The organism is Sporosarcina sp. G11-34 (genome assembly GCF_026931025.1).
On the sequence record NZ_JAHNZW010000001.1, the window covers coordinates 1 to 26,411 of the forward strand.

Below are 26,411 nucleotides of genomic sequence, written 5' to 3' on the forward strand. Positions count from 1 at the left end.
GTGTTCCTCAGACCGGAGGTTTGCCGCTCGCTTCCTTCAGATTCCATGTCGCCATGGACACCCTTGCGTTAAGCTAACTGTTACTTCTACCTTCACAGTTCGGGACTTACACCCTATAGATTACGCCCATGCTGGGCGCACACAAAAAGAGCATTTGCCACATAAGGCAGATGCTCTTCGTATATTTACTGCGTGTCCACTTAAATAAATTTATCAAGTACATGCACGTATTCTTGGTGCCATTTTTCCCATTCTGTTTCCCTTAGTATCGACTTGCCATCAAGCAATGCCTGGATCACGTCAAGACAAACATGCCACCCTGCTAAATCTTTTTTAGTTTGTTCCGTTATCAAGTTGACTTTTTCTTTGAATAACAATAAACAACCGTATTCTGCAAAATGTAATTCAAAACGCACTTCGTCGCCGAACCAATCAAACTCCAACACAGAAAGATTTATGAGTTCAGTAATTTCAAGCTCTTCATGCAAAACATCCTCAATATCAAACTTCATGAAGCCGCCTTCTCGTAAATCCCCGACTCTAAGCTCCTGAAACCATTTTTTCAGCAAGTCATTATCCGTTAGCATTGCCCATACATCTTCTACAGAGTGATGTAGTCGTCGCTCGGACTGTGCAACTAATCCTTTTTCAGTCATCTTAATTTTTGCCATCAAAATTAACACCCTTTCTCTTCTGTACTTTACCCCTTATAGCTCAATTTCCAACACTATCGGACAGTGATCACTGCCTAGTATGCTTGAATGGATTGCAGCATCCTTTAAATACGGTACTAACCTCTTCGATGTGATGAAATAATCAATGCGCCAGCCGATATTTCGCTCCCGCACGGTACGCATGTATGACCACCATGTATACGCACCTTCTTCGTTCGGATAAAAATGCCGATATGTATCTACGAAACCTTCTTCCAATAACTGGGTCATCTTCCCGCGTTCTTCAAATGTAAAACCAGAGTTTCCTATATTGGACTTTACATTGCGGACATCAATTTCTGCATGAGCAACATTGAGATCCCCACATAAAATTACGGGCTTTACTTGGTCCAAGTCTTTTAAATAACCTCTCAGTGCGTCTTCCCAATCCAGACGTAAGGGTAATCGCGCTAAATCTCGCTGCGCATTTGGTGTATAGACATTCACCAGGTAAAACTGCGGAAATTCCAACGTAAGAATACGACCTTCGTCTTCTTCATTCAAATCCCCTACCCCATATTTCACGGATATTGGTTTTTCGTTCGTAAACACAGCCGTCCCTGAATAACCTTTCTTAACAGCATAATTCCAATACTGGTAATAGCCTTCTAAAGGCAAATCTATTTGTCCTTCTTGTAACTTTATCTCTTGCACGCAAAATATATCTGCATTTACTTTATTAAAATAATCCAAGAACCCTTTACGTACAGCTGCCCTTAGTCCATTCACATTCCATGACACTAGCTTCATGTACTTGACCCCTTTAAAAAAATATATAAATTCTGTCTTTTCTCCATACAAATCATAACATAATCCGGAGATTTCTTATTCAAAAGCTTACCATAAATCCATGTATTGAATCTTAATAGTGGGGAACTAATAAGTGGAAATGATTATTAATATTGGGAGGACATCATGAAAAAAACAATCATATTTTCCCTATTTTTTATTGGTTTTGTTGTATTCTCACTAGAAGTAATTACAAATCCCGATCCTGACAACACCGTACAAACAGTGAGAGTCACAACAACCAATGCTGAAAAGGAATCTTTAATTGAACAAATTCAATCCTATGCCGATCAACATAATATTGAACCAATTGACGCCAAGGTTGACCGAGTATGGAAAGCAATACCCGGCTACAACGGTCTAGTCGTGGACATTGATGAAAGCTATCTGAACATGAAAAAGGACGATAGCTTTGATGAGAAAAAGTTAGTTTATTCGGAAGTTCCCCCACAAATCCATTTAAGCGATCTTCCCCCGTCACCTATATACAAAGGGAATCCCGAAAAACCAATGGTCGCATTATTAATAAACGTTGCTTGGGGGAACGAATTCATTCCACCCATTTTAAGAGCGCTCGAAAACAACCAAGTAAAAGCAACATTCTTTTTCGATGGGAGCTGGGTTAAAAAGAATCCCGTTCTTGCGGTGATGATCTATAAGGAAGGTCATGAAATCGGGAACCATGCCTATAGTCATCCTGACCTCGTAAAAAAATCACCTAACGAGACGATGGAAGAGCTACAAAAAACAAATGCTGTAATTGAGGAAACAATTGACGTTAAACCGAAGTGGTTCGCACCGCCAAGCGGCAGTTTTAATCAAGAAACGATACTTACGGCCCGCAAGCTCGATATGTTAACAATTCTTTGGACAGTTGATACAGTTGACTGGAGAAATCCCCCTTCTTCAGAAATGGTGAAGCGCGTCGTATCTGAAGTTTCCGATGGATCAATGATTTTAATGCATCCAACAAGCCCAACCGCTGAAGGTTTAGAACAAATAATCAAAGAAATCAAAAATAAAGGCTATGTACTCGGAACAGTAACCGAAATCATGAGCGAAGACCGGATTATCTCGAAATAGGAAAACCCATATAAGCGATTACTTTTCGCTCATATGGGTTTTATGGAGTTTACAGTGCTCCTGCCAATCCTCCGTCAATATTAATGGACGTCCCCGTAACATAGGAGGCAGCATTTGACACGAGGAACAAGATGACATTTGCCGCCTCATCTGTATTACCGATACGTCCAAGAGGGATATCATTCCCAGCTTCTTTTGAAAACTGTTCCCATGTAAGTTCAGGGGCTTCTTTCTTCCATTTCTTTTCGACTTGATCGCTGCGAATTAAGCCAATACAGAGAGTGTTTACTCGAATGTTATCGGGTCCAAGATCTTTACTCATCGCTTTCGTAAGCGCCATTCCCGCTGCCCGGCTCACTGTTGTCGGTAGTGAGGATGCGGGAGGTGTCTTGGCAGCCTGTGCCGTTACATTCACAATTGAACCGCCGCCAGCTTCCCGCATATAAGGGAGTGCATACCTAGAACAATGAATTGCACCAAATAGTTTTAAATCCAAGTCCTGTTGCCAAAGATCCGTTCCTACTTCTTCAAATGGATTTGCTGCCGAAGTTCCTGCATTATTAACGAGAATATCCAATCGACCATATTTCTCTACAGTGGATGTGACGAGTCTCTTGCAATCTTCTTCTATCGTGACATCTGTTTCGATGCTATGAACCTCAATACCTGTTTCATTGAAGATACGGGTGGCCGCTTCTCTTAAATTTTCTCCGTTTCGTGCGCAAATAGTTACCCTCGCGCCTTCCTTTACTAAATGCAGTGCTGTTTCTAGCCCAATTCCTTTACTCGACCCCGTAATAATTGCGACTTTTCCTTTTAATCCTAGTTCCAATGTGATTCACCCTTTTGAATTTAATCGATGCATTTCTTTATCCCTGTTCATTGGCGATAGGTACGATTTCTGCAAGTAAAGCCAACGCCTGTTTCATGTCTACGTCCTCGTGGATATGCTGCGGTGTCCACGGAATATAAATGTCAGGTGCAATACCAATCCCTGTCATTCCTTTCCCATCATCAACTCGCTTTAGCTTCGATGTTGGATACCAAAGTTCAAATCCTTCTTCCCATTTCATAATCGTTAGGTTCGTATAATCATTCAGACCCGCTGTTGCCCGCCCAATAACTGTCACTTTATCGGAAAGCTTAGTATTTTCAACGAATGAGTCTCCAGCACTACCACAGTAAACATCCGAAAGGACAATTACTTTCTCCGGCGTCTTCTTCCCTTTAATAATGGCGGTATTATCCCCTTCATCACCAAATTCAACAAATCCTTTTCCATGATTCTTTTCGAAAAAGGTTTTAAATAGATTAAACATCGTTTTAGTCTGTTCGTCTTCAATATTCGGAAGTTTCTCGTTAATTAATCTCACTTGTAAATCGCATGTCCGTTCCGTGCAATTGTATAGCATCGTATGCAATTCCGGATCAAAAAAATCTTTTTCTCCATCTGGAAATAAATAAGGCAATAGCTCAAAATAACTTGCATCTGATCCACCATTATTTATCCGAACATCAACAATTAGTGATTCGGCGGAGCCAAGTAAATCTTCATTGTCACGAATTAACGAGGAGATAGTATCTGGGTCTGCAAAATCTGTGAACGTGACGAGTAAAGGTCCTTCTATCATCTTTTCAATGGAATAGGTAGGTGGTGCCGGTACTCTATCGAAGGTTTCCATTTCCACCACAACCGTCGTTCCGTCATCATTCATGATGGTGCAAGTCTTATGTTTGAGTAAGTGCGGATTCCAATTTTCACGCTCTGCATGATTTTCATTCAAATAACGTTTATAGCGTTCTCTCAACTTTAAAATAGGGATGCCGTCTAAGGCCATAATCGTATTTCCTTTCGTAATGCTTCCTTTATTAGTAACAGAAGTAACATAAAGTTTTTCCTCAAACCGACGCACTTTGAACCCACGAACTTGTTCTAGTTCGCTTCCATTTTCTTGCTTCGTGTGCATGAAATGTATGTGATTGTCGTTGAAATCAATTAGGTAATCTTTAACAAATTCGACAAAATCATCAGCTGAATATAATTCCATATTTTTGTTTAAGTTGTCCCTAAAATCATCAGGTTTGTCCCAGCCTTGTTTATCTGTAACCCCTGAATAATCATGGTGCATAATCGAAATGATTTCGTCAAAAATATCTTTATACACTAGTTTTTCTCCCCTTTATCAAGTTAATACCCGGTATATTGTCGGCAGAAAGGGCCTTAGCATTTCCAAACTTATGTATATCAACGCCCATTGGGTTTCCACTAATCCCATTAATTGCAGTTAGCGTTGATTGTTAAACATATACTTGGCATGCCCCGACTTCAAGACTTCAAAAACAACCTCGCCTTTATTCATTGCCTCTCCACACTAGACATGATCCACGCCCTTTTCATCCAATTCTCTATACACTCTTTTCCAAGTCTTCAAATTCCACATCAATTGTTTCGGATGGTTGTTCATGCCCCCAATGCCCAACCAACTGGTTGCTATACTTGAATTGATTGGGAATCTAATGGGTGCGGAAAAACAAGTGAACATTTTGTACATCATTGGATTAATTTTAGTAGTATTTCTACGTTATAATATGCAATTATTCTTTAGTTTCATATTTATCTGCTACGTGTAATTAGTAGATATAATCTACTTTTCTAATAGCGATATTGTACGCTGACAGTTGCAGTAATCGTAATTTGCCCCTGTTCAATTGGTGTGGATCCGGTACTCTCAATTGTCGAAAGTGTTCGATACGCAACAGGCTGATCCCTGCCTTGCTCAATAATTTTAATAGGGTTTGGATCTAGTTGAAGTTGCATTGTCTGGGCCATCGTTTGCGCTTTGGCTAATGAATCTCTCAACGCTAAACTTAATGCTTCCTGATACGCCAATTGTTGGTTTTCAACTGTGAAATGAATATTTGATACCCCTGTTGCACCATTTTCAACAGCCACATCTATCACATTTCCAACTTCTTCTATGTTTGTGGTTTTAACTGTAATTGCATTTGTAACCTCATAGCCTCTAAATATTTTTTTGCCCTCGATATAGTCGTATTGGGGGTATATCGTATAGGAAATTGTTTGTATGTTCTCCCTGCCTATCCCTAATTCCAGTAACGATTCGATTACTTGATTCATGGCCGTAGCATTTTCTTTTTGAGCCTGGCTAAGCTGTTTATTTTCAGTAACTACCTCCAACTGGATTTGAACAATATTCGGTTCAACTGATAGACTTCCATTTCCTATCACTGTCATGATTCGAGACTTAGTCTGATTAGGTTGATGTACATTCGGATAATACATTTTCCTCCACCTTTCCTGGCGTTTACTATGGTTTATAGAATTCTATGCCCATTGTCAGGAAAAAATATGTAGTGCTACTTCGTCTTTACATCTATCAGCTGAAATCGCTCGCAAACCAAAAGCATATCATCAGAAAATTCAAGTCCAACTGTTTTTAATTCACTTGTGAAAAAAGCTTCATGCGCCGATTTCCAATATTCATATGGACCTTCTCCTTCAGCGAGCGCTAATTCTTCTGGCACTTCATTCATAGACATTATAGAAACATCTACAATTTTAATGATCGCAACCGGCTCTTCCTTACCATTTAATATAATGCTATATTCATCAACCTTGGGCAATGGCTCTTTGTCCAATTCATAAAATACATGCCCGGAGCATGTTGCTGTCTTTTTTCCGTCTATGACAAGTTGCGCAAGCTCATCCGGAGATACGCCAAACATCCATGCGTTGACAGAAGCAGGTTTCTCCGTGCAATTCCAATATTCTTTCCAATAGATTTGTGCCGCCTCATTCATTTTTAAGAAGCCCCTTTCCACATCACATTTAGTGCATAATAAAACCACTGATTTCCTCAGCAATTTACTTTAGTTCCCGAGCATGAACGTAATATCCGCCCCTCACGAATTCAATCCAAGGCGTATGAATGGTTACATTTTTAATCAAAGCCCAATAAATTATCCCATCCATACGCGACTTCACTCAACTTTTTTCCTGCAATTTCGATTTCTGTCGTATCGATTTTCTTGCCACCTAATGCCTCATAAAAACGGCAGGCAGGATTATCTTCGATTGCCCAAATAAGCATCGAATCCAACTTCTTCACTTTTAGATCTTCCACAACTGACTGGAAGAGCATTCTCCCTACCCCTTTTCCTTGCTGCTCTTTCAAGAGATAAATTGCATACAACTCGCCAACATAAGCCTCATATTCACCTGTTCGCTCTTTTCCACCTGTAGCAAACCCCACAACTTTTCCATTCTCATCTTCTGCTATGTAAACATGATTTTCTTTTACCCCAGTCGTCCAAATTTGCTCGCGAGTCTCATACGAAAGACTGTCCAAAAATATATCAGGCACAATTCCTTTATATGTCGATCTCCAACTATCCACATGGACATTCGCGATACCAGCTACATCCGCAAGACCAGCTTTTCTAATTATCAAATTAACCCCTCCATCTAACAAATCGCTCCCATGACAAGCACGGAAACGATCCGGCTAAATTACCCTAGTCAAATTTCAATAAATGTGTTGTTTCGCTTGCTGAATCATCAAATTCAAAGCCGTTTGCCCTATAAAAAGCATCCGCCTTCGATGATTCAGTTCGCACATTTAATTCATTGAACGAGCCACGTGAATGATTGACAATTTCTTTAAGCAAACGTGAACCAACACCCATTCTTCTCGCATCGTCTAATACGTAAAACCTTTGTAAACGAGCCGTTTGAGCATCCTCCGAAAAAGGGGATTGGTTCACACCGCCAATTGCAACAACATTCCCGGCCTTATCACAAATTGAAAAAAGTGCCTCGCCTGGTTTATCAAACTTGTTTGTCCCATCCTCATAGTCTCCTACCAACCGCGATAAAAAGCGATAGCCCTCCGATTCGCTCTCTTGGACTAAATGTGAAATATCAATCGAGTTTAAATCATTGACTCTTTCTACTTTGGGTTCCATCCCTATAACCTCCAATCAATAAAATATTGCAACATGTTAGTCTATTTCTACAATCATCTTGAAATTACCTTCAATCTCCTCAAATTAAAAAAGATCCGCATGCAATATTGCATAGCGAATCTTTTTCTCACAAATATTAAAAGAATTCGTAACTACGCCCTATAAAATCACGACAGCACGCGATTCAATGATTCTTTCTAGATTTTCTTTCCCTAGCATTTCTACAGTCCTAGCATTCTTCCTGAAATCTATGTTTAATGCCGCTGAAGCTGTATTTATCAAACCAGTACAAGTAGGGGTTTCAACATCCAACATCTTCCCTAACGATTCTAATAAGACTAAACCCTCAGGCACATCCTCTGTAATGAACCGCGAATCTGCAACAAATGGGCCTTCTGGTGAACTATTCTTCGCATAAGTAAGGAATGCCTCTTTAGCGTCTATCGTCACATCTTCAAAATTGCGGAACCTACACGCTTCTACATATGGTAATCTTTCCGCACCGATTGCCTCAAGCACATTCATTTTTTCGTTGTCCAGGCTCTCGACTAAGTTCCATATATGGGGTGTAAACACTTCTTTATACATCCAATAGTCCCCGTCAGTATACTCAATTCTAGGTATACTCATAATTCCACCTATCGTATGAACGATTAAATTGGGATTATGGAGCGCAGCTTCAATTATAGATTCTAGGTAAACGAAATTATATTGTAATTTGTCCAATTTTTCCTGTATAATTTTTTCATCTTTGTCTGTAAATATCGATACTGGATTTCGCACATTTTTAAATAAGACTTTCACTTTTCCAGGTTCAGCAATCCGACAATCAATAGGTGAACTTTGTGCTTCTACAATGGTAAGACTTTTTTCTTTTTCATGTTTCAAGAAATAGGCTGTCGATAAGTAACCAGGTTCTAGTAACACAATTTGATTTTCATTCATAAATGGAATGATACGCTCAATAACTTGCTCATGGTAATTTGTTTGAACATAAATAATAATGATTTCAGCACCCGTTATTGCTAGTTCAACATCGGTCGTCACTAAGTCTAAGTTTACCGTCGTCTCCTCGGAACTATCCAAAATTGTTATTTTACCTTCATTATTCATTAGATACTCAAAATGTTCATTATGCAGCCCCTTGGACGTTTTCAACAATGTCACCAAGTGACCTTTCTTTTTCAAATCCGCCGCAATTGTCGTACCTCCGTGTCCTGCTCCTACTACTGTGATCTTCATAAAGTTCCCTCCAATGATTTGATTACAAATTTGCATCAATTCCATAGTTACGGGCCCATTTTACACAAACCTTTGAGAGCGTTCACAAAGAGTATTACAAAAGGTTTTCAGAAAAAAACATTCTCTCAATAAAATGAAAACAAGTTCCTACTAAAATAGACTTCTCATTAAATAGGTTTAGCAATAAACCCACCTTACTGCTCTACTATAGCACTAATAACAACTCTAAACGAAACGATTTAAAATGTTATGACTATTCGACAGGTTTCTGCATAGTTAGCGAATTAATATTTGACCAAGCGCTTAATGCCATCAACGGTTTCCAAGGGGATATAGGTTTTGATAGTTTCACTTGAAAAGTTTTAGGCATAATCAAATTGAGTATTAGTGCCGTAACCCCAAATATTAGGTCGAATCTTCTGCAACCATTTATCGCTATTTTCCCTATTGCACGAATTTATATATAGAAAATCAAAGGGCTAATTACAAACTATTGTTATGGATCTATTGTGAATTGCTGGTAAGACGCTTATTTAGGTTACATGTTCTACGTTTGGTATACTTAAATAGGTAAATCATTTACGATAAAGGGGTAATATATATGCAAATCTTAAAAGGTAAAACAGCTTTAATTACTGGTGCAGGTAGAGGTATTGGCCGAGCAACTGCAATTGCTTTCGCAAAAGAAGGCATCAATCTAGGACTAGTTGGCAGAACTCCAGCTAACCTAGAGAATTTAGTGAAAGAATTAGAAGAATACGACATCGAAGTAACGATGGCAACTGCCGATGTATCAAATAACGATGCAGTTATTGCCGCAGTTGAGCACGTAAAATCAGAACTAGGTCAAATTGACATTCTTATTAACAATGCTGGTATCGTCAAAATTGCCAAGTTCCTCGATACTTCTCCTGAGGAATTCAAAGAAATTATTGATGTTAACTTAATGGGTGTTTATTACGTTACTAGAGCTGTTCTTCCTGACATGATTGAAAGAGAAGCTGGCGACATCATTAATATTTCATCAACTGCAGGAGAAAGAGGAGGAGCAGTTACTAGTGCTTACAGTGCTTCAAAATTTGGTGTTTTAGGTCTTACTGAATCACTGATGCAAGAAGTTAGAAAGCACAACATCCGTGTTACGGCATTGACACCGAGTACAATTGGTACTGATATGGCAATCGATGCAAATCTCACCGACGGAAATCCTGACAAAGTAATCCAGGCAGAAGATTTAGCGCAAGTAATGGTATCACAATTAAAACTACCTTCACGTGTCTTTATCAAGTCCGCAGGATTATGGTCAACAAATCCTTAATATAATCTATTCAAAAAGCCTTCCAAGAAATTTCTTGGAAGGCTTTTTGTCGTTTAATTATGAATAATATGGTGAAATCAAAATATACACGAGCACACCTGTAAAGCTAACATAGAGCCAGATTGGCATTGTCCACCGAGCAATTTTCTTATGACGCTCGTTCTCCATATTCCAAGCGCGAGCCACACTCGTAAGCGCTAGTGGAACAATTGCCGCCGCAAGTATAATATGCGTAATTAAAATAAAGTAATAAAATCCAGCCATAAATCCTTCTCCGCCATAAGGTGTCGATGGCGCTAAATAATGAAACGACACATAAGTGACGAGAAAGAGCGATGTCATAACAAACGCCGCATAAATAAAGCGTTGATGAACCTTTACATTTCCCCTTAAAATAGCAATAAGTGCTCCTACCAAAAACAAAAAGGTGAAACTGTTAAAGATTGCGTTCATTAGAGGCAATATCGTTACGTCAAAGGCGTCAAAGTCTTCAACACCATTCATTCCTGACAAAACACCAATTGCGCCAATTAAGATTACTGATAGTGCGATAATTATTGGTTTATAATTCCGTTTTTTAAAAGGCTTTCCAGATGCATTATTCCTACTGTCATTCATAAAATCATTCCTTCCAACTTAGCGTTGCATTTTCTTATTTTCTTTATCTAAACAGCTTATCACATTTTTTTACTCAACAACTACCCAGGAGACAAAGTTCGTAAACATGACAAATGTTTGTAGCGATTTATTGTCGTTTCTATACATTTTGAGCAAGATCATTTGCCACTAAAATAACCTTAGTTAAAAACTTTGGAATTCCCTGATGTATTTCACTAAAAAGTTACATGCTTTAGCGTGTAAAAATAAGGGGATTATACAAATAATTCAGGTACTATCGATAACAATTGTATTTTAGTACGAGAACTAATTACTATCCCTACTAGAATAAGGTATAAATGAAGTCTCTTTTACACAACCTAGTTTTGTATAGACTTATGTTCATAATAATCTTATTCAATCGAAAGGAGAATACCTTTGTGAGTATCCAAATTTTATCACAACCGCGTAACAGCCTTCTAAAAGCTGGAATACTTCTATTATCTTTAGCTATTTTAGACTCGTTCTTTACTGATTTCGGTATCCGTAACAACCATATCCAGGAAGCGAATCCACTAGTTCGTTTTATTTATGATACAAGCATTATCGGTTTTTATACGATTAAAATTGGACTACCTCTCTTTCTCCTGTACATTTTCACAAAAATAGAATCCAAACCATTTCTCCATATTCTCGTTCGATTTACTATTCTGTTTTATATCCTTGTACTCATACTGCATATTGTATGGATTAGTTTTACATTGTAACCCGGATCCTTATGACTTAAGTTTTCCATATTAATCCTTCGACTTCTGCTATGATAGTAAGAAGACATTCTTTTGGAGATGAAACACTTTGAGTTTAATTTTGATTATTTTGCCGGTGTTCATTATTTTCTTCATCGGCTACATAGGACAAAAATTAATAGGTTTTGATATCAAATCTATTTCTACAGTTGCGCTTTACTTAATGTCCCCATTTTTAGCATTTAGAACTTTTTATGCGAATGAGTTAACGATGGACTATTTTTATATTATATTATTTTGTTTAATTCTTATGGTAGTACTACTAATTGTTGTATGGATATCTGCATTGACGATGAAGGCAACACGACCACAACTATCCGCGATGATTCTTGGCGGGGTTTTCATGAATAGCGGAAACTACGGTGCCCCCGTTGTGCTATTCGCATTCGGAGCTGTCGCGTTTGACTATGCAGTTATTATGATGGTTTTCCAGTCTTTGTTAATGAATTCTGTCGGCATCTTTTTTGCATCAATTGGTGGGAAGGAAAAAGCGACATTACGACAATCAATACAACGAGTGATCCGCATGCCACTTATTTATGCCGCTTTTTTAGGCATAGGACTTCAATTAACCTCACTTAACATTCCAAAACCGTTAATGGAAGGGATTAGTCTCGTTGCCGATGCTTCCATACCTACAGTCATGCTTGTACTCGGTATGCAGCTTGCAGCAATTTCAAAAAAAAGGGTCGCCTATCGTTACGTTTCTGCAGTCACCGTCATTAGAATGGTATTATCCCCTTTGATTGCTGCCGGAATTTTGTATTTTATGCCCGTAAGCGACTTGCTTAAAGCGGTTATTATTTTACAAGCAGCAATGCCTGCCGCCGCAAACACAACAATGTTCGCGTTACAATTTGGGACAGAACCCGATTTGGTATCGTTTACTACATTTGTCACGACTCTAATTAGCATTATCACAATACCTATTGTCTTGTTTTACTTAGGGGCTTAAAAAAAATTGAAGAGAGGTTTATAGAACATGAAAACGGTCACTGATCATATTGGGCGAACTATCACATATAACTTTCCACCAAAAAGGATAATTTCACTTTGCCCAGGAATTACTGAAACACTTTATGCGTTAAAACTGGATTCTGAAATTATTGGTAGAACGAAATATTGCATTTACCCGAAAGACAAAGTCAAAAATGCGCAAGTTATTGGGGGAACAAAAGAAATAAACATCGCAATAATTAGAGAGCTAAATCCTGACCTTATTATTGTTGAGAAGGAAGAGAATACAAAGGATATTGTTGAAATACTGGAAAAGTATTACCCTGTTTATGTAGCGGAAGTCCAATCTATACCTGACGCCTATCGCATGATTACTTCCATTGGGGATTTAACAAATAGATATATAGAAGCAAGTCGGTTAGTAGCTAAAATACAAACAGAGTTTTTAACACTACCGAAATTAAATAAAAAAAGAGCAGCCTATGTAATTTGGAATGAGCCTTATATGGTCGCTGGAAAAGATACTTACATACAATCAATTTTAGATGAAATGGGATTCATCAATCCATTTACATCGATGAAAAGTCGCTATCCCATTGTTACTGTAGAGGATTTCCAAGATGCGAAGCTTGATTATGTATTGCTAGCAACAGAACCCTATCCATTTGAGGAGAAACACAAAGAGGTGTTCCTAAAAATGATGCCTAATGCCACTCCAATTATTGTCGATGGCGAAATGTTTTGGTATGGTGCCAGAATGATTAAGGCAGCACACTACTTTAAACAAGAATTTATACTAAGGTGAAAAATAGTTTAATTATGAAAAGGCCACAATCCAATTAGGATTTGTGGCCTTTACTATGTTCAGTCCATCATTTCCGAAAGTATTTCATAGGAACGTAACCGGGCTTTCTGATCAAATACTGCCGTGTTAATGATTAGTTCGTTTGCTCTTGTTTGACTAATAAATTTCTCTAACTTTTCTTTAACTGTTTCCGGACTTCCGACAATCGTTGAAAATGAATCTAGCGTTTTTTCCACAATTGAACGTTGACCAGGTGACCAATAATCGTTCATATTTTTAACAGGTGGCTGAAATTTAGTTGGTGTAGATCCCGATGCTAGACTTAAAAACTGAAGTTGTAGTGATGTTGCCAACCATTCCGCTTCTTCGTCCGTCTCTGCTGCAATTACATTAACGCCGAGCATAGCATACGGTTCTTTGAGCATTTTTGAAGGTCTAAAGTTTTGATGATAAAGTTGCATAGCCGGCAAAGTATAAGCCGGTGCAAAGTGACTCGCAAATGAAAACGGTAACCCTTCTTTCGCCGCGAGCCTCGCACTAAAGCCACTTGATCCTAGAAGCCATATCGGAATCTCAAGCCCTTCCCCTGGAACCGCACGAACACGGGCAGATCTGTCTGGTGAAAAATAAGCTTGAAGCTCGGCCAATTGTTCCGGGAAATCTTCCCCACTGCTATGCAAGGAACGACGTAGCGCTTGAGCTGTTGCCTGATCAGAGCCAGGTGCACGTCCTAGACCCAAATCAATTCGTTCCGGGTAGATGGATTCAAGTGTGCCAAACTGCTCCGCAATGACAAGCGGTGCATGATTAGGAAGCATTATGCCACCCGCGCCAACGCGTATTCGTTTTGTTGCGCCTGCTATGTGACCAATCAGAACTGAAGTCGCAGAGCTTCCAATACCCGGCATATTATGGTGTTCAGCTAACCAATAACGGTTGAAACCCCATTTTTCAACATGCTGAGCTACTTCTACACTATTCTTGTACGACTCTCCTGCACTACTTCCTTCATTAATAGGCGAAGTATCTAAAACAGAGAGTGGTATATTATTGAATCTCTTTATATTATCGGTATGCAATTCATACATCTCCTTATCTCGTACTAATAAGAAATGATACAGTTGTAAAGACAATTCTTCTATTAATCAGGCTCCGATTACTTATCGATCATTTTAATTTCAATTATATTATTTAGATGTATCATATTTTCTCGAAAAAAAGAAGCACGGAGTTATCGCACTTCTTCGTTTCATCACATTATTGATTCAAATAAATCTTGGCGTAATCATCATTTTCCATTGGATGTGCCTCGAAACCTCCTACATAATCAGCAAGGCCTATAGGTGAAGTTGTATTGGCAATTGGTAACCAAGGAACATCCTCATGGAAAATTTCCTGTGCTTCTTTATATAAATTTATACGTTCTTCATGATCAAACGTTACACGAGCTTGTTCCAATAAAGATGTAAATTCCTCATTTTCATAAAATGATCGGTTACTCGCCGGTTTCTCAGTATTGGTACTGCTTAAATTTGGATATAAGAAGTTGTCTGGATCGGCCATTACGCCAGTCCAACCGAACATGGCCATGGTATGCTCACCGTTCCCAGTTTTCTCAAGATAGGTCGACCATTCATAACTCTCGATTTCCGCATCAATGCCTATTGCTTTTAAATTAGCCTGCATCACTTCTGCAATCTTTAGTGGCTGGGGCATATAGGGTCTTGGATTACTCATTGTCCATATCTTAGTTTTAAACCCTTCAGGATAACCAGCTTCTGTCAATAATTCCTTTGCTTTTTCAACGTCATATGGATAATCTACAATGTCATCATTATATCCCCACAAAGATGAAGGAATTGGGTTTTTTGCCACTTCCGCATATCCGTTATAAAAAGCATCGACCAAACTTTCTTTATCGACAGCCATATTAATCGCTTGGCGTACTTTCACATTATCAAATGGTGCTATTTGTGTATTGAACACCATATAACCGGTGTTAAAGCTTGGACGCTTAATGAGTTGCAAAGTTCCATCAGCCTCGACCGTGTCAGCATCCCCGGGGTTCATACCATCAATAATATCAGCCTCACCTGTCAATAAAACATTCAAACGTGAAGAATTGTCCGGAATAACAGTGAAAATGATTTTATCTAAAAGCGGTTTATCTTCTATATAATAGTTTTCATTCGCTTTCAATACAATTTTGTCGTTCCTTGTCCAACTTTCAAATTCAAAGGGACCTGTACCTACTGGATTTTCATAAAACTTCTCGTTATATTCTATAATTGCATCAGGACTTGCAATACCAAACATCGGAATCGCTAGAAAACTAATGAAAGGAGCTAGCTTTTCTTTCAGTTTAATTTCCACAGTTAAATTATCTACGGCTTTTACATAGTCTATTTTATGATCTGGATCCCCCTTAAATCCTCCATAAAGGAATGGATAGTACGGAAAATCTCCAATATGATGAGGGTTTTCAGGATCCATCCAACGATCGAAATTGAAAACGACTGCATCCGCATTAAAGTCTGTCCCGTCATGGAACTTTATATCGTCCCTGAGGTGGATTGTCCACGTCAAACCATCTTCAGCTGTATCATATGACTTCGCTAATTTTGGTTGTAACTCAAGATCTTTATCGTATTCAAATAGCGTTTCAAAAATAGCATGCGTAACGCGAATTGACTCTCCGTCAATAATATTGATAGGATCTAAGCCAATTGAATCAGCACCCCTTGCATACACTAACGAACCTCCTTTTTGAGGATTCCCGTCTTCACTTTTTTCTTTAGCGTCATCCTTATTTTCTCCTGAACAAGCTGCAAGTAATAGAATAAAGAGCAAACTGATTAACAATAAAAACTTCCTGTTCAACATAATTCCCCCCTACTTTTATATGTGCAATAATGACTTAAAACTATCTATCTAATAATTATCACTATTTCGCACCCATTTTTGATATCGCTTCATCTTATATAACTTTACTTTTTTCGTCAAGATAAATCGCGGTCCTATACAGAGGTGTTTATAATAAATTCGTTTATGAAATAAGAAAGGCCCCAAACATATAAATGTTTGGGACCGCGAATTAACTTGCATCTTTTGTCCGACGGAAAAGCAATGAAGGCCTTCCGCAAAACACTGATTCATAATATGTTGTTATGTTTCACTTCTTTGCTTTATGCACTTTCAATAACTTCCCCTTAACTGTCTTCTTTTTCATTTCATTTAAGACAAGTGTACCTTTACCATTTAGTATATCAATGTACGACACAGTATCTTGGATTTTAATAATCCCGATGTCTTCAGCGGTAACACCCTTAATGCTTGTAATCGTGCCAACAAAATCGAAAGCGCGTATTTTCTTCTTTTTTCCACCGTTGAAATAGAGTTTCATAATATCTTTGCTGACCAATTCACTCTTATCTTGTTTCAATTTCGGCAGTTTTTCCATCTTTTCAGTGAAAGCATTTTTTGCTTCTGCCACAGATTGCTTCGATGGCGAAATGCGCTTTGGTATTTTAAAGCCGACATACGCTTCGATTTCTGCAAGCAACCTATCTTCGTTTGGCGTTACAAATGAAATTGCCTTCCCTTTTTTCCCTGCTCGTCCAGTTCTTCCTACTCTATGGACATAGCTTTCATTCTCTACAGGTAGGTCATAGTTAATCACATGCGTAATGCTGTCAATATCAATTCCACGTGCGGCAACGTCTGTCGCCACTAAATAGCGAAATTCACCGCGTTTGAATTCATCCATAACAGCGAATCGGTCTTCCTGATCCATGCCCCCGTGCAACTTATCACAAGTATAAAAGTGGTCTTCAAGCCGGTCCGTTAGCGTGTCTACATGGTCTTTTGTACGGCAAAATATGATACAGCTATCTGGATTTTCCACAATCGTCACAGCGCGTAACAAATCAAATTTATCTTCTTCTTTAACCACCGTGTATGAATGGTCTATTTTATCAGTTAGTGTAGCCGTTGATTCAATCTCGATACTCGTTGGGTTCTTCATATAATTTTGACTCAACTTCTCAAGATTCCCCGGAATCGTTGCGGAGAAAAGCATCGTCGTTCGTTCTTTTGGTAATCTTGTAATAATCGCTTCAACTTGTTCAATAAAGCCCATATTAAGCATTTCATCTGCTTCATCAAGTACCAAATAATCGATTTGATCAAGCACAAATGTCCCTTTTTCAATATGATCTAATACTCGGCCAGGTGTACCAACAACTACATGGCATTTTTGTCGTAGTTCTTCTTTTTGATAGTGAAAAGGATGTTTACCATATATAGCTGCGGCTCTAATGCGCTTAAAGCGGCCAATATTTGTGATGTCTTTCTTAATTTGATCTGCAAGTTCTCGCGTTGGTGTTAAAATAAGTGCTTGCGGTTTGTTTTCTTCCCAGTCCACCATTTCACAAATCGGAATACCAAATGCTGCCGTCTTCCCGCTCCCCGTTTGTGATTTAACGACCAAGTCCATTTTATTTAGTACTGCTGGAATTACCTTCTCCTGCACTTCTGTCGGTGCTGTGTAACCGAGCCCTTTTAGTGCCCGTTGTATCTCGCCACTTAAGTTATAATCTTGAAATCCCATCGTAATCCGCCTCTCATTCTTACTATATTATCTCATAAACCGCGCTCATACGTTAGTTAAGAGACTACTTTGTTAAAAATGAGCTGATGTCCGAAGACTTCAGCCCATCGCACAACTTATTCTTCAAACGCATCTGGATAAACAACTGTATCAATTACCGCACCAGATTCTTCATTTACTATATCAATTGACACCTTATAATCATCTACACTTGCCCCAGTAAATAGTTGATAGAACATAGCAGACATACCGATGCCCATTGTGGCAAAACTATCAAAGCTATTTTCAAACAAATCCTGATCGACCATTAACGTAAATTCAGTGAAAGACTTGTTATGTTTGACGTCTATAATTGAAACATAATCTTCACTGTTTTTAATCTCATCAATCGTCTCAAGTAATCCTTTTTTCATTTCCGCTAACATTTCTTTATGCTTTGCTTTAGACATTTTATAAGTGAAAGAACCATCGTCATTTACAACAACATCTTTGACCCCATCTGCTTTAGCATCAGCAATCATTTGTTCATGATTTTCTTCTTCTGTATCAATGAACGAAGCTGGTAAAGTAACTTCAACATTTAAAAGTCCTTTATCGACTTCAATTGATTGATTTTCTCCATCATTTTTTGACACGTCTTCTTTTTGGTTACTTTCATCATCATTTCCACAAGCTGATAAAATAAACAGCGGTACAAGAAAAAGTATTAATATCTTTTTCAATGAATTTTCCCCTAACATTATATATTTATGTAACTAAGGCATTAACTACGGATTTCCCACAAACCGAAGAGTCATAAAAACTACGCGACTTTTAAATGGCTTTTTTTCATGTATTCTATAACAGTATACTATACTCATCCGCCCCCGTTAACCGTCTTGCCTTAAGTATATTAATCACGATACTAATTTCAAGGAAAATTATAATTTTATTGAATTAATCCGGCGTATCCTCCTTGCCCACGCCCCATCCAAGTTAGGTAGTCAGAACATTCAATAAACCTCCATATATAGCGTATTCATTTCCAAATGTTTGGCTATTTTATGCTCATGACGATTCCTTAAGCAATTAAAACATACACATATAGACACCTATTTTAAATGGAGAACTTCCTTTAACCACTATCCAAACTGCGTATCCCCGCTCTTCAACAACTTTAATAACCGACAGAATAGTTAATCACCTTCGCGATTCTTCAACAATCTATGTGGTTATTTTTTCAAATTGAAGTATACTAGTAGCATACTTCAAAGGGGGTTATAAATAAATATATTTGACATTACTAGAGATTTTCACTTGACGACCCTGCATATGGTGTGATTTACGAAAATACTGTTATTCCTGCCAATTCAAAAATAATAAAGTGGCGAACATACACCATTATCTGACTTAGGATACCAGGCCGATTCTATTGTCCAATACAATTCCGCTTAGCTACCGCATTACACAGTCAAACAAATTAGTCCGTTGTTTATTGTTCCATTTTTCAAAACACTATTGATACCTCAAAGGAGATGAAGGAGATCATGAGAGTGAAGAAAACGAAAAATAGATGGCTTATTGCTGCATCTGCAGTCGGAATCCACATTTCCATTGGATCCGTATACGCTTGGAGTAATTTTACTAATCCACTCATTGAACAGTTTGGCTGGTCAACAAGCCAAGTACAGCTCACATTCAGTATTGCTATTTTATTTTTAGGTTTATCTGCTGCATTTCTTGGACATTTTGTCGAAAAATATGGTCCTAAAAAAGCAGGACTACTTGCTGCATTATTTTTTGGTACTGGTGTAATTGGATCAGGATTTGCTGTAGGCGCTTCTTCCTTACCATTGCTTTATTTATTTTATGGTGTAATCGGAGGTATCGGTCTTGGTGTCGGCTACATTGCTCCAGTATCGACACTCGTTAAATGGTTTCCGGACCACCGCGGTCTTGCAACCGGACTTGCAATTATGGGTTTCGGCTTTGCCGCAGCTATCAGTAGCCCAATTATGGAATTACTCATTACATCAGTTGGACTACAGAACACTTTTTACATTTTAGGTACTTCGTATTTATTGATTATGATTTTATCATCATTATACCTTGAAAAGCCACCGGAGAACTGGTCTCCAGCAGGCTTTGAAGATAAAGTTAAATCCGGAAAAGTAGAAAAGAAACTCGATCTCTCTCAGTTAACAGCAAATGAAGCTGTCAAAACAAAACGATTTTACTATTTATGGTTGATGCTGTTTATAAACGTGACATGCGGAATCGCAATTTTATCTGCAGCAAAACCGCTCGCTATAGACAGTATTGGAATGACAACGATACAGGCAGCGGCACTTGTCGGGGTGCTAGGCATATTTAATGGCGCTGGTCGATTTGGTTGGGCCTTTATCTCTGACTACTTGGGCAGACAAAAGACATACACAACATTTTTCGTTATCCAAATTTGTTTGTTCGCCTTGCTTCCATTTACTTCAAATGTAATCATCTTTCAGATAATGCTCGCAGTTATTTATACGTGCTACGGTGGCGGCTTTTCAACGATACCTGCATATATTGCTGACATTTTCGGGACGAAGCAACTTGGCGCCATACATGGGTATATATTAACCGCTTGGTCTGCTGCCGGTCTTGCAGGTCCAATGTTTGCCGCCTGGATGAAAGATACTACAGGTAGCTACGAAAGCAGTCTACTTTTCTTCGCCGGCATGTTTGTCATAGCATTCATTATTTCTATATTAATTCAGCTGGATATTAAGAAAGTTAAAACGTCAGGTGAGCATCCTACTAAACAGACTATTGATGTTGTATTACCAGCCATTGAAAGCATTAAATAAAATTAGCCGAAACCACTCCCTTTAAAATGGGATGAGGTTTCGGCTATTATTTTCCCAACCACGGAAAATATATGGTTGAGGCGAGATGAATAAAGAAAGCCGCTCCAGCCTAAATAAACAGGAGCGGCAAAAGATATGTATCTATTTTTTCTTAGTGAGTCTTCCCAACAAAAATGCTCCTGCTGCTAGGCCAATAAATGTGTTGGTTTTCTTGTTGAACACTTGTTTAGCAACCAAATTTAAATTTTGTGGTCTCTCTGCAAGTCGGCGCATGAAATAACCATACCAATCATTACCGAAAGGAACATATGTACATTCATTGTATCCTTGACGTACTAACTCAAGCTGAAGATCATATCTAAATCCATAAAGCATTTGGAATTCAAATTTATCATTTGATATATTATTTACTTTAACAAACTCTTTTACATGGTCGATCACATTATGATCGTGTGTTGCGATCGAAGTAAATTTGCCATGTAATAGATGGTATTCAATAAGTTTAATATAGTTGTCATCTATGTCTTTTTTATCTTGATAAGCATATTCTTCAGGTTCTTTATAAGCACCTTTTACAATACGTAGACGGAAATCTTTATATTTTTTTATATCTTCTTCAGCTCTGTAGAAATAAGACTGGATTACCGTTCCAATATTATCATACTCTTTTGAGAGTGATTCCAGTATGTCAAATGAAGGTTGTAGACGATCATAATCTTCCATATCAAAGTTAACGAAGATACCGTACTGATTCGCTTTAGCCACAATTTCTTTAAGATTATCAAAACAGAAGTCATAGTCAATATCTAAACCTAATTGGGACGGCTTTAATGAAATGTGTGCATCGACTTCATGTGTATGGATAGCTTCAACCACAGAAAGGATTTTTTCTTTTGCTTCTATTGCCTCACTTTTATCAAACACAAATTCTCCTAAATTATCAACGGTACAAGAGATTCCTTGTGCGTTTAGTTTCTTAATGCTTTCAATTGTCTCATCTACATTTGTCCCCGCAACGACGAGCTGTGCACCTAATTTTAAACCGTACTTTTTAGCAGCACTATTTAGGAGCTTATTTTCTGACAACCCAATAAAGAAATCTCTTACCAATGACATATCCATACCCCTTTACACAGTTTAATTACCATTATTATACCATACATTTTCATCGTCTCACCATTTTAAGTCTGATATTTTGCATAACTTCATTTTTTTATTAACGGCTCTAAATTCCCAGTTCATTTGAACTAAGTTTAATCTTTCCGATATCAGGGAACAGTATGGTATACTTCACTCGTTCGATATAAGGAGGATATAAAATTGAATAAAAAAATTGTTGATCCCGATGAAATGGAATTGAGACAAGACAAAGACGTTGTTAATGCAAAGAAAATGGTCGCTGAAGGTGGTCCTGTCGCTCAGGATGATCAGGCTGAAGCAGACGCTGAAAGTGAAAGGGCTAAAGCTCTTATTAAGAAGAAAAACAATAAATAATGCTTATATGAATAGTTGTCAAGTCACCACCTAAGTTTTATTAAATCAATAAATCAAAAGAGTCCCGAGTATAGGTGACTACACTTACAAAATATAATAAAGTAGCGATGCATTCCTATATTTAAATTAGGAATGTATCGCTATTTTTTCGTGATTATTACTTTGATTGAAGTGCATTTCAACTATATTTATTGACTGAACTGTAATAAAAAACTGCGTTTAAATCATGCCGAGGACACATTTGACTTAGACATTAAAATTCCTCTCCATAGATAAACCTGGAGAGGATTTAATGTATAGTAAAATTAAGCAACTACCGCTTTCTCTGTATCATCATTATTTTTATTCCGTGAAAACCATTGGAGCATGAATAGTACAATGAACGCTGCAAATCCAATAATATCGGTAATTGTTTCCGGGTAAATAAGTGACATTCCCGTAGCAATTGTTAAAATCCGCTCAAACCATCGCAAGCTAGTATACCAATAGCCAATAATTCCTGCACCAATTGCAATCATTCCAACAATGGCGGTTGTTGTAACCCAGACGATTTCAAATATCGAAGCATCCATCATCAGGAGTGCCGGATTAAAGACAAACATGTACGGTATAATAAATGCCGCAATCGCCAGTTTTGCTGCAACAACCCCTGTTTTGATTGGGTCTCCACCTGAGACACCAGATGCCGCGAATGCTGCCAGTGCTACTGGTGGTGTAATATCTGCGATTATTCCGAAATAGAATACGAATAGATGCGCAGAAATTGCTACGACAAGAGGAACAACCGCACCTTCAGGACTATCCAGCATAAGCAATGTGATTATCGCTGGTGCTGCAATCGTTGAAGTAATAACATAGTTTGCCGTTGTCGGTGAACCCATTCCAAGCACTATCGCTGCAATCATCGTAAAGAACAATGTAAGGAAGACATTCCCGCCAGAAGCTGAAATAAGTCCAGTTGCTAAACTTAAACCAAGCCCTGTCTTTACAACAACACCTACAATAATCCCGGCACATGCTGTTGCCGCTGCAACAGCTAGTGCTGTACGTGCACCATCAACTAGTGCATTAATCATATCTTTCAAATTAAGACGCGTTGATTTATCAATAGAACTTACAACAATCGTCAAAAGTATTCCATATAAAGCCGCTTGCATTGTTGGGATACCGATGAGTAAAAAGATAATAATCCCAAAGATTGGTGCGAGCAGATAAATTTTCTTCAAAACTTCTTTACGATCTGGCATTTGATCCGGCGTCATTCCTTTAAGTCCGACTCGCTTTGCTTCAAAATGCGTCATAATCCAAATTCCTGTGAAATAAAGAAGTGCTGGTATTGCAGCTGCTTTCGCAATTTGCCAATACGTCACACCACCGATAAATTCAACCATTAGGAAAGCCGCTGCACCCATTATTGGCGGCATAATTTGACCACCTGTTGAAGCAGCCGCTTCAACGCCTCCTGCAAATTCTTTTTTATACCCTAACTTTTTCATCATCGGAATTGTATAGGAGCCCGAAGTAACAACGTTAGCAACTGAACTTCCCGATATCGTACCTTGCAAAGCACTTGAGAAAATAGCTACTTTAGCAGGCCCCCCGACTAAACGTCCTGCTAAAACGACAGCGAGATCATTGAAATAAGCACCTACGCCAGTCTTAACAAGGAATGCCCCAAATAATAAGAAGACGAATATAAATGTTGCGGAAACACTAATCGGTGTTCCTAATATTCCATCTGTCGTGTAAAACATTAGTTGCACAATACTCTTGAGATCTTGCCCCCGATGACCTAAGAATCCTGGGAAATACTGGCCAAAAAATGCGTAGATCAAAAATATTGTAGAAATTAATGTGATTGGAAAACCAACTGCCCTTCTTGCCGCTTCCAATGTAAGCAGTATTGCAAGCGCCCCAACAACCAAGTCAATATCAGAAACACGGCCAATACGAAATACAAGTTCATTAATATATATTGGCCAATAGAGTCCAACGCCAACAGAAAGTAGGGCTAATATAATATCATAAAATGGTACTTTATTACGTTGCAAACGAATTTTTTTCCTGGCTGGAAATAATATGAATATAAGGGATAACGCAAATCCTAAGTGAATCGAGCGTTGAACATATGCCGTATATTGCCCAAATATTGCTGTATATAGTTGGAACAAGGAGAATGCGAGCAACCCAATAAATACAATCTTTTTCATATTTCCTTTTACTTCTCGTGTATTTGATTCAGGGTCGTATTTTTGCAATATTTCCTGCTGTTCTTCCTCCGAAAGCATTGCAAATTCTTCTCCTTCAAGATCCACTATATGCTCGTCTTTTTTATTATTCTTCTGCTTCATTAATGTCTACTCCTTTCGACAATTGGTAGAGGGATTTTCTTACTACATTTACTTTATATGATTTCCCTTTTTCCAACTTTTCTTTTAAGTTTAATTCATTCTCTTTATACCGTAAAGCCAAATCTTCATCAATGGCAGCGATAAATAACACAAATGAATCTATTACATGGTCGTTATATGTAAGTGTATACATCCCGTTTTCGGCTAAAAATGTTTCTCCGTCAGCTGCATAACCGGGTAGTCCAATTCCTAAACTCTCATAGGACATTGATAAGAACCGAATTTTACTATCTTCGGTCACTTCGTATGTCTCAATAACGTCTGTTAAATGAATTGAATGTACATACCTAATTCCAAATTTCATTTCGCCTTTTAATGGAACGTAATGCTCTTTTGGTTTTTCCGTTCGTTGCTCTGTGAACAATATCACTTCTCGAAAAGGTATAAATAATAACAAAAAAAGAAAGACAATGAAGAGAAGAATAAAGAGAGTAATCTTACTATTATTCAACCACATCATCCTTCCTTGTGTGACAACCTCATTTAGAATAAAATAGAGGACGGCTGAAGCATAAATGCTCAACCTCCCCTATATCTTTATTTATTACCTGATTATTTACTTACAAGTAAATTTAAACTTAAAACATACTTAGACTTAGCTTGAAAACTATTACTTATTAACTTCGTCAAAGTATTTTTGTGCACCTGGGTGAACTGGAATACCGATTCCGTCAAGACCATTTTCAGCTTTAATATATTTTCCTTTGTCGTGTTGAAGAGTTGATGCATTATCATAAATCGCTTTTGTGATTTCATATGCAAGTTGCTCTGGTACGTCATTTTGAATAACGAGCATAGCACCTACAGATACAGCGTTCGTTTCACTTTCAGAACCGTATGTACCTGCCGGAATTACTTCCTTCGCATAGTATGCATACTTTTCAATTAACTCATCAGCCTTCTTATCTTCAATCGGAACAATGAATACGCTTGCAACAGCATTCAGACCTTCAACAGCTCCTGTTGGAGTTCCTGCTGTAATGAATGCAGCTTCGATTTGTCCTGACTGTAAACTTTCTTGTGACTCTCCAAAATCAAGCATTTGTGGCTTAATATCATCCATAGATAAACCGTGGATTTCAAGAAGCTGTTCAGCGTTCGCATACGTACCTGAACCAGGTGCGCCTACAGAAACATTTTTCCCTTTAAGATCTTCAAACGTTTTAATGCCGTTCTTCTCCAATGTTACGAGTTGAATTGTTTCAGGGTATAGTGAACCGATTGCAGAAACTTCATCGATAACTTCTCCTTCAAACATATACTCTCCTTTAGAAGCGTAGAATGCGATGTCTGTTTGAACGAACGCAATTTCTGCTGAACCATCTTTAAGTGCTGTCATATTGGCAGCTGATGCTTGAGAAACCTCTGCTGTTGTTTTGACACCAGTGTCGTTTGTAATAAAGTCAGCGAACGATCCTCCTAGTGGATAATACGTACCCTGTACTCCCCCTGTTAAAATACTTAAAAAATCGTAACCGTGATCTTCACCAGTCTTCGCAGTATCTTCTTTCTTATCTGTTTCAGTTGAACCATCTTTCTTGCTATCATCCGAACCACATGCCGCGAGCACTAATAGTGCAATCATCGTCATAAATGCTAGCAAACGCAATGCTTTTTTACTCATTTACGTAGCCTCCCTTTTCAAATAGTTAGTCTCAGAAATAATTGTAACACAAATGACACATTGACTGTCAATCTTTTTTCTTGGTTCCTATTTACTAGACTAATAAATTAGTCTTTTATAGACAGAGCACTCGCCATTTAAAGATATGG

25 protein-coding genes are annotated in these 26,411 nt (G+C 38.1%); 7 read left to right on the forward strand and 18 right to left on the reverse strand.

What is annotated here, in order from left to right; genetic code table 11:
- Nucleotides 1–200: 200 nt before the first annotated feature.
- Nucleotides 201–671, reverse strand: a complete 471-nt coding sequence (locus KSU66_RS00005; protein WP_329958748.1) for an SRPBCC domain-containing protein — start codon at nt 669–671, stop codon at nt 201–203.
- Between the two features lie 36 nt (nt 672–707).
- Nucleotides 708–1,463, reverse strand: coding sequence for an exodeoxyribonuclease III (locus tag KSU66_RS00010; protein WP_269049355.1), 756 nt, complete (start codon nt 1,461–1,463; stop codon nt 708–710).
- 165 nt (nt 1,464–1,628) lie between these two features.
- On the opposite strand from KSU66_RS00010, the gene KSU66_RS00015 reads away from it, so the two are divergent.
- Nucleotides 1,629–2,585 (forward strand): polysaccharide deacetylase family protein, encoded by a 957-nt coding sequence (locus KSU66_RS00015; RefSeq protein WP_443028915.1) that lies wholly within the window; start codon nt 1,629–1,631, stop codon nt 2,583–2,585.
- Between the two features lie 49 nt (nt 2,586–2,634).
- On the opposite strand, the gene KSU66_RS00020 is transcribed toward KSU66_RS00015, so the two are convergent.
- From KSU66_RS00020 to KSU66_RS00050, 7 genes are all read right to left on the reverse strand, one after another.
- Nucleotides 2,635–3,417 (reverse strand): SDR family NAD(P)-dependent oxidoreductase, encoded by a 783-nt coding sequence (locus KSU66_RS00020; RefSeq protein WP_269049356.1) that lies wholly within the window; start codon nt 3,415–3,417, stop codon nt 2,635–2,637.
- 37 nt (nt 3,418–3,454) lie between these two features.
- Complete coding sequence (locus KSU66_RS00025; protein ID WP_269049357.1) at nt 3,455–4,750, reverse strand: S41 family peptidase; 1,296 nt, start codon at nt 4,748–4,750, stop codon at nt 3,455–3,457.
- A 488-nt stretch (nt 4,751–5,238) separates the two neighbouring features.
- Complete coding sequence (locus tag KSU66_RS00030) at nt 5,239–5,841, reverse strand: SIMPL domain-containing protein (protein WP_269049358.1); 603 nt, start codon at nt 5,839–5,841, stop codon at nt 5,239–5,241.
- Between the two features lie 122 nt (nt 5,842–5,963).
- Nucleotides 5,964–6,407 carry an ASCH domain-containing protein gene (locus KSU66_RS00035; RefSeq protein ID WP_269049359.1) on the reverse strand — a complete coding sequence of 148 codons (444 nt, stop codon included), beginning with the start codon at nt 6,405–6,407 and terminating at the stop codon, nt 5,964–5,966.
- A gap of 140 nt (nt 6,408–6,547) precedes the next feature.
- A complete protein-coding gene (locus KSU66_RS00040; RefSeq protein WP_329958749.1) occupies nt 6,548–7,057 on the reverse strand; it encodes a GNAT family N-acetyltransferase in 510 nt (169 codons plus the stop codon).
- A 64-nt stretch (nt 7,058–7,121) separates the two neighbouring features.
- Nucleotides 7,122–7,571 (reverse strand): GNAT family N-acetyltransferase, encoded by a 450-nt coding sequence (locus tag KSU66_RS00045; protein ID WP_269049360.1) that lies wholly within the window; start codon nt 7,569–7,571, stop codon nt 7,122–7,124.
- Between the two features lie 159 nt (nt 7,572–7,730).
- Nucleotides 7,731–8,813: an NAD/NADP octopine/nopaline dehydrogenase family protein gene (locus KSU66_RS00050; protein ID WP_269049361.1), complete on the reverse strand. Its 1,083-nt coding sequence runs from the start codon at nt 8,811–8,813 to the stop codon at nt 7,731–7,733.
- A gap of 601 nt (nt 8,814–9,414) precedes the next feature.
- Here KSU66_RS00050 and KSU66_RS00055 point away from each other — a divergent pair.
- Nucleotides 9,415–10,131 carry a 3-ketoacyl-ACP reductase gene (locus KSU66_RS00055; RefSeq protein WP_269049362.1) on the forward strand — a complete coding sequence of 239 codons (717 nt, stop codon included), beginning with the start codon at nt 9,415–9,417 and terminating at the stop codon, nt 10,129–10,131.
- Between the two features lie 57 nt (nt 10,132–10,188).
- Here the strand turns inward: KSU66_RS00055 and KSU66_RS00060 are convergent, their stop codons facing one another.
- The gene (locus tag KSU66_RS00060; protein WP_269049363.1) at nt 10,189–10,749 is read right to left on the reverse strand and encodes a DUF420 domain-containing protein; all 561 of its coding nucleotides are present in this window, start codon (nt 10,747–10,749) and stop codon (nt 10,189–10,191) included.
- A gap of 419 nt (nt 10,750–11,168) precedes the next feature.
- Here KSU66_RS00060 and KSU66_RS00065 point away from each other — a divergent pair, with 419 nt between their 5' ends.
- The 3 genes from KSU66_RS00065 (at nt 11,169) to KSU66_RS00075 (ending at nt 13,296) form a co-directional block, all read left to right on the forward strand.
- A complete protein-coding gene (locus KSU66_RS00065; RefSeq protein WP_269049364.1) occupies nt 11,169–11,495 on the forward strand; it encodes a DUF5658 family protein in 327 nt (108 codons plus the stop codon).
- Between the two features lie 88 nt (nt 11,496–11,583).
- Nucleotides 11,584–12,489, forward strand: a complete 906-nt coding sequence (locus KSU66_RS00070) for an AEC family transporter (RefSeq protein WP_269049365.1) — start codon at nt 11,584–11,586, stop codon at nt 12,487–12,489.
- 27 nt (nt 12,490–12,516) lie between these two features.
- A complete protein-coding gene (locus KSU66_RS00075; protein ID WP_269049366.1) occupies nt 12,517–13,296 on the forward strand; it encodes an ABC transporter substrate-binding protein in 780 nt (259 codons plus the stop codon).
- A 59-nt stretch (nt 13,297–13,355) separates the two neighbouring features.
- On the opposite strand, the gene KSU66_RS00080 is transcribed toward KSU66_RS00075, so the two are convergent.
- The 4 genes from KSU66_RS00080 to KSU66_RS00095 all read right to left on the reverse strand — a co-directional run bounded on the left by KSU66_RS00080 (nt 13,356) and on the right by KSU66_RS00095 (nt 18,627).
- Nucleotides 13,356–14,384 (reverse strand): LLM class flavin-dependent oxidoreductase, encoded by a 1,029-nt coding sequence (locus tag KSU66_RS00080; protein WP_269049367.1) that lies wholly within the window; start codon nt 14,382–14,384, stop codon nt 13,356–13,358.
- 169 nt (nt 14,385–14,553) lie between these two features.
- Complete coding sequence (locus KSU66_RS00085; protein WP_443028916.1) at nt 14,554–16,179, reverse strand: ABC transporter substrate-binding protein; 1,626 nt, start codon at nt 16,177–16,179, stop codon at nt 14,554–14,556.
- A 289-nt stretch (nt 16,180–16,468) separates the two neighbouring features.
- Nucleotides 16,469–17,905, reverse strand: coding sequence for a DEAD/DEAH box helicase (locus KSU66_RS00090; RefSeq protein ID WP_269049369.1), 1,437 nt, complete (start codon nt 17,903–17,905; stop codon nt 16,469–16,471).
- Between the two features lie 116 nt (nt 17,906–18,021).
- The gene (locus tag KSU66_RS00095) at nt 18,022–18,627 is read right to left on the reverse strand and encodes a hypothetical protein (RefSeq protein WP_269049370.1); all 606 of its coding nucleotides are present in this window, start codon (nt 18,625–18,627) and stop codon (nt 18,022–18,024) included.
- A gap of 810 nt (nt 18,628–19,437) precedes the next feature.
- On the opposite strand from KSU66_RS00095, the gene KSU66_RS00100 reads away from it, so the two are divergent.
- Nucleotides 19,438–20,733, forward strand: a complete 1,296-nt coding sequence (locus tag KSU66_RS00100) for an L-lactate MFS transporter (RefSeq protein ID WP_269049371.1) — start codon at nt 19,438–19,440, stop codon at nt 20,731–20,733.
- A gap of 141 nt (nt 20,734–20,874) precedes the next feature.
- On the opposite strand, the gene KSU66_RS00105 is transcribed toward KSU66_RS00100, so the two are convergent.
- Nucleotides 20,875–21,849 carry a proline dehydrogenase family protein gene (locus KSU66_RS00105; RefSeq protein WP_269049372.1) on the reverse strand — a complete coding sequence of 325 codons (975 nt, stop codon included), beginning with the start codon at nt 21,847–21,849 and terminating at the stop codon, nt 20,875–20,877.
- A gap of 204 nt (nt 21,850–22,053) precedes the next feature.
- Here KSU66_RS00105 and KSU66_RS00110 point away from each other — a divergent pair, with 204 nt between their 5' ends.
- Nucleotides 22,054–22,227, forward strand: coding sequence for a hypothetical protein (locus KSU66_RS00110; RefSeq protein WP_269049373.1), 174 nt, complete (start codon nt 22,054–22,056; stop codon nt 22,225–22,227).
- Nucleotides 22,228–22,532: 305 nt separating this feature from the next.
- On the opposite strand, the gene KSU66_RS00115 is transcribed toward KSU66_RS00110, so the two are convergent.
- From KSU66_RS00115 to KSU66_RS00125, 3 genes are all read right to left on the reverse strand, one after another.
- Entirely contained in the window at nt 22,533–24,515 is a 1,983-nt protein-coding gene (locus KSU66_RS00115) for a TRAP transporter permease (protein ID WP_443028920.1), read from the reverse strand.
- 46 nt (nt 24,516–24,561) lie between these two features.
- On the reverse strand, nt 24,562–25,089 hold the full coding sequence (locus KSU66_RS00120; protein WP_269049375.1) for a DUF1850 domain-containing protein: 528 nt from the start codon (nt 25,087–25,089) through the stop codon (nt 24,562–24,564).
- A 159-nt stretch (nt 25,090–25,248) separates the two neighbouring features.
- Nucleotides 25,249–26,262: a TAXI family TRAP transporter solute-binding subunit gene (locus KSU66_RS00125; RefSeq protein ID WP_269049376.1), complete on the reverse strand. Its 1,014-nt coding sequence runs from the start codon at nt 26,260–26,262 to the stop codon at nt 25,249–25,251.
- Nucleotides 26,263–26,411: the final 149 nt, after the last annotated feature.

What these genes read in the sequence shown, in the direction of transcription:
- KSU66_RS00005 (WP_329958748.1), bottom strand. Translation starts at nt 671, where the DNA reads ATGGCAAAAATTAAGATGACTGAAAAAGGATTAGTTGCACAGTCCGAG.
- KSU66_RS00010 (WP_269049355.1), bottom strand. Translation starts at nt 1,463, where the DNA reads ATGAAGCTAGTGTCATGGAATGTGAATGGACTAAGGGCAGCTGTACGT.
- KSU66_RS00015 (WP_443028915.1), top strand. Translation starts at nt 1,629, where the DNA reads ATGAAAAAAACAATCATATTTTCCCTATTTTTTATTGGTTTTGTTGTA.
- KSU66_RS00030 (WP_269049358.1), bottom strand. Translation starts at nt 5,841, where the DNA reads ATGACAGTGATAGGAAATGGAAGTCTATCAGTTGAACCGAATATTGTT.
- KSU66_RS00035 (WP_269049359.1), bottom strand. Translation starts at nt 6,407, where the DNA reads ATGAATGAGGCGGCACAAATCTATTGGAAAGAATATTGGAATTGCACG.
- KSU66_RS00045 (WP_269049360.1), bottom strand. Translation starts at nt 7,571, where the DNA reads ATGGAACCCAAAGTAGAAAGAGTCAATGATTTAAACTCGATTGATATT.
- KSU66_RS00050 (WP_269049361.1), bottom strand. Translation starts at nt 8,813, where the DNA reads ATGAAGATCACAGTAGTAGGAGCAGGACACGGAGGTACGACAATTGCG.
- KSU66_RS00055 (WP_269049362.1), top strand. Translation starts at nt 9,415, where the DNA reads ATGCAAATCTTAAAAGGTAAAACAGCTTTAATTACTGGTGCAGGTAGA.
- KSU66_RS00060 (WP_269049363.1), bottom strand. Translation starts at nt 10,749, where the DNA reads ATGAATGACAGTAGGAATAATGCATCTGGAAAGCCTTTTAAAAAACGG.
- KSU66_RS00075 (WP_269049366.1), top strand. Translation starts at nt 12,517, where the DNA reads ATGAAAACGGTCACTGATCATATTGGGCGAACTATCACATATAACTTT.
- KSU66_RS00080 (WP_269049367.1), bottom strand. Translation starts at nt 14,384, where the DNA reads ATGTATGAATTGCATACCGATAATATAAAGAGATTCAATAATATACCA.
- KSU66_RS00085 (WP_443028916.1), bottom strand. Translation starts at nt 16,179, where the DNA reads ATGTTGAACAGGAAGTTTTTATTGTTAATCAGTTTGCTCTTTATTCTA.
- KSU66_RS00090 (WP_269049369.1), bottom strand. Translation starts at nt 17,905, where the DNA reads ATGGGATTTCAAGATTATAACTTAAGTGGCGAGATACAACGGGCACTA.
- KSU66_RS00105 (WP_269049372.1), bottom strand. Translation starts at nt 21,849, where the DNA reads ATGTCATTGGTAAGAGATTTCTTTATTGGGTTGTCAGAAAATAAGCTC.
- KSU66_RS00115 (WP_443028920.1), bottom strand. Translation starts at nt 24,515, where the DNA reads ATGCTTTCGGAGGAAGAACAGCAGGAAATATTGCAAAAATACGACCCT.
- KSU66_RS00125 (WP_269049376.1), bottom strand. Translation starts at nt 26,262, where the DNA reads ATGAGTAAAAAAGCATTGCGTTTGCTAGCATTTATGACGATGATTGCA.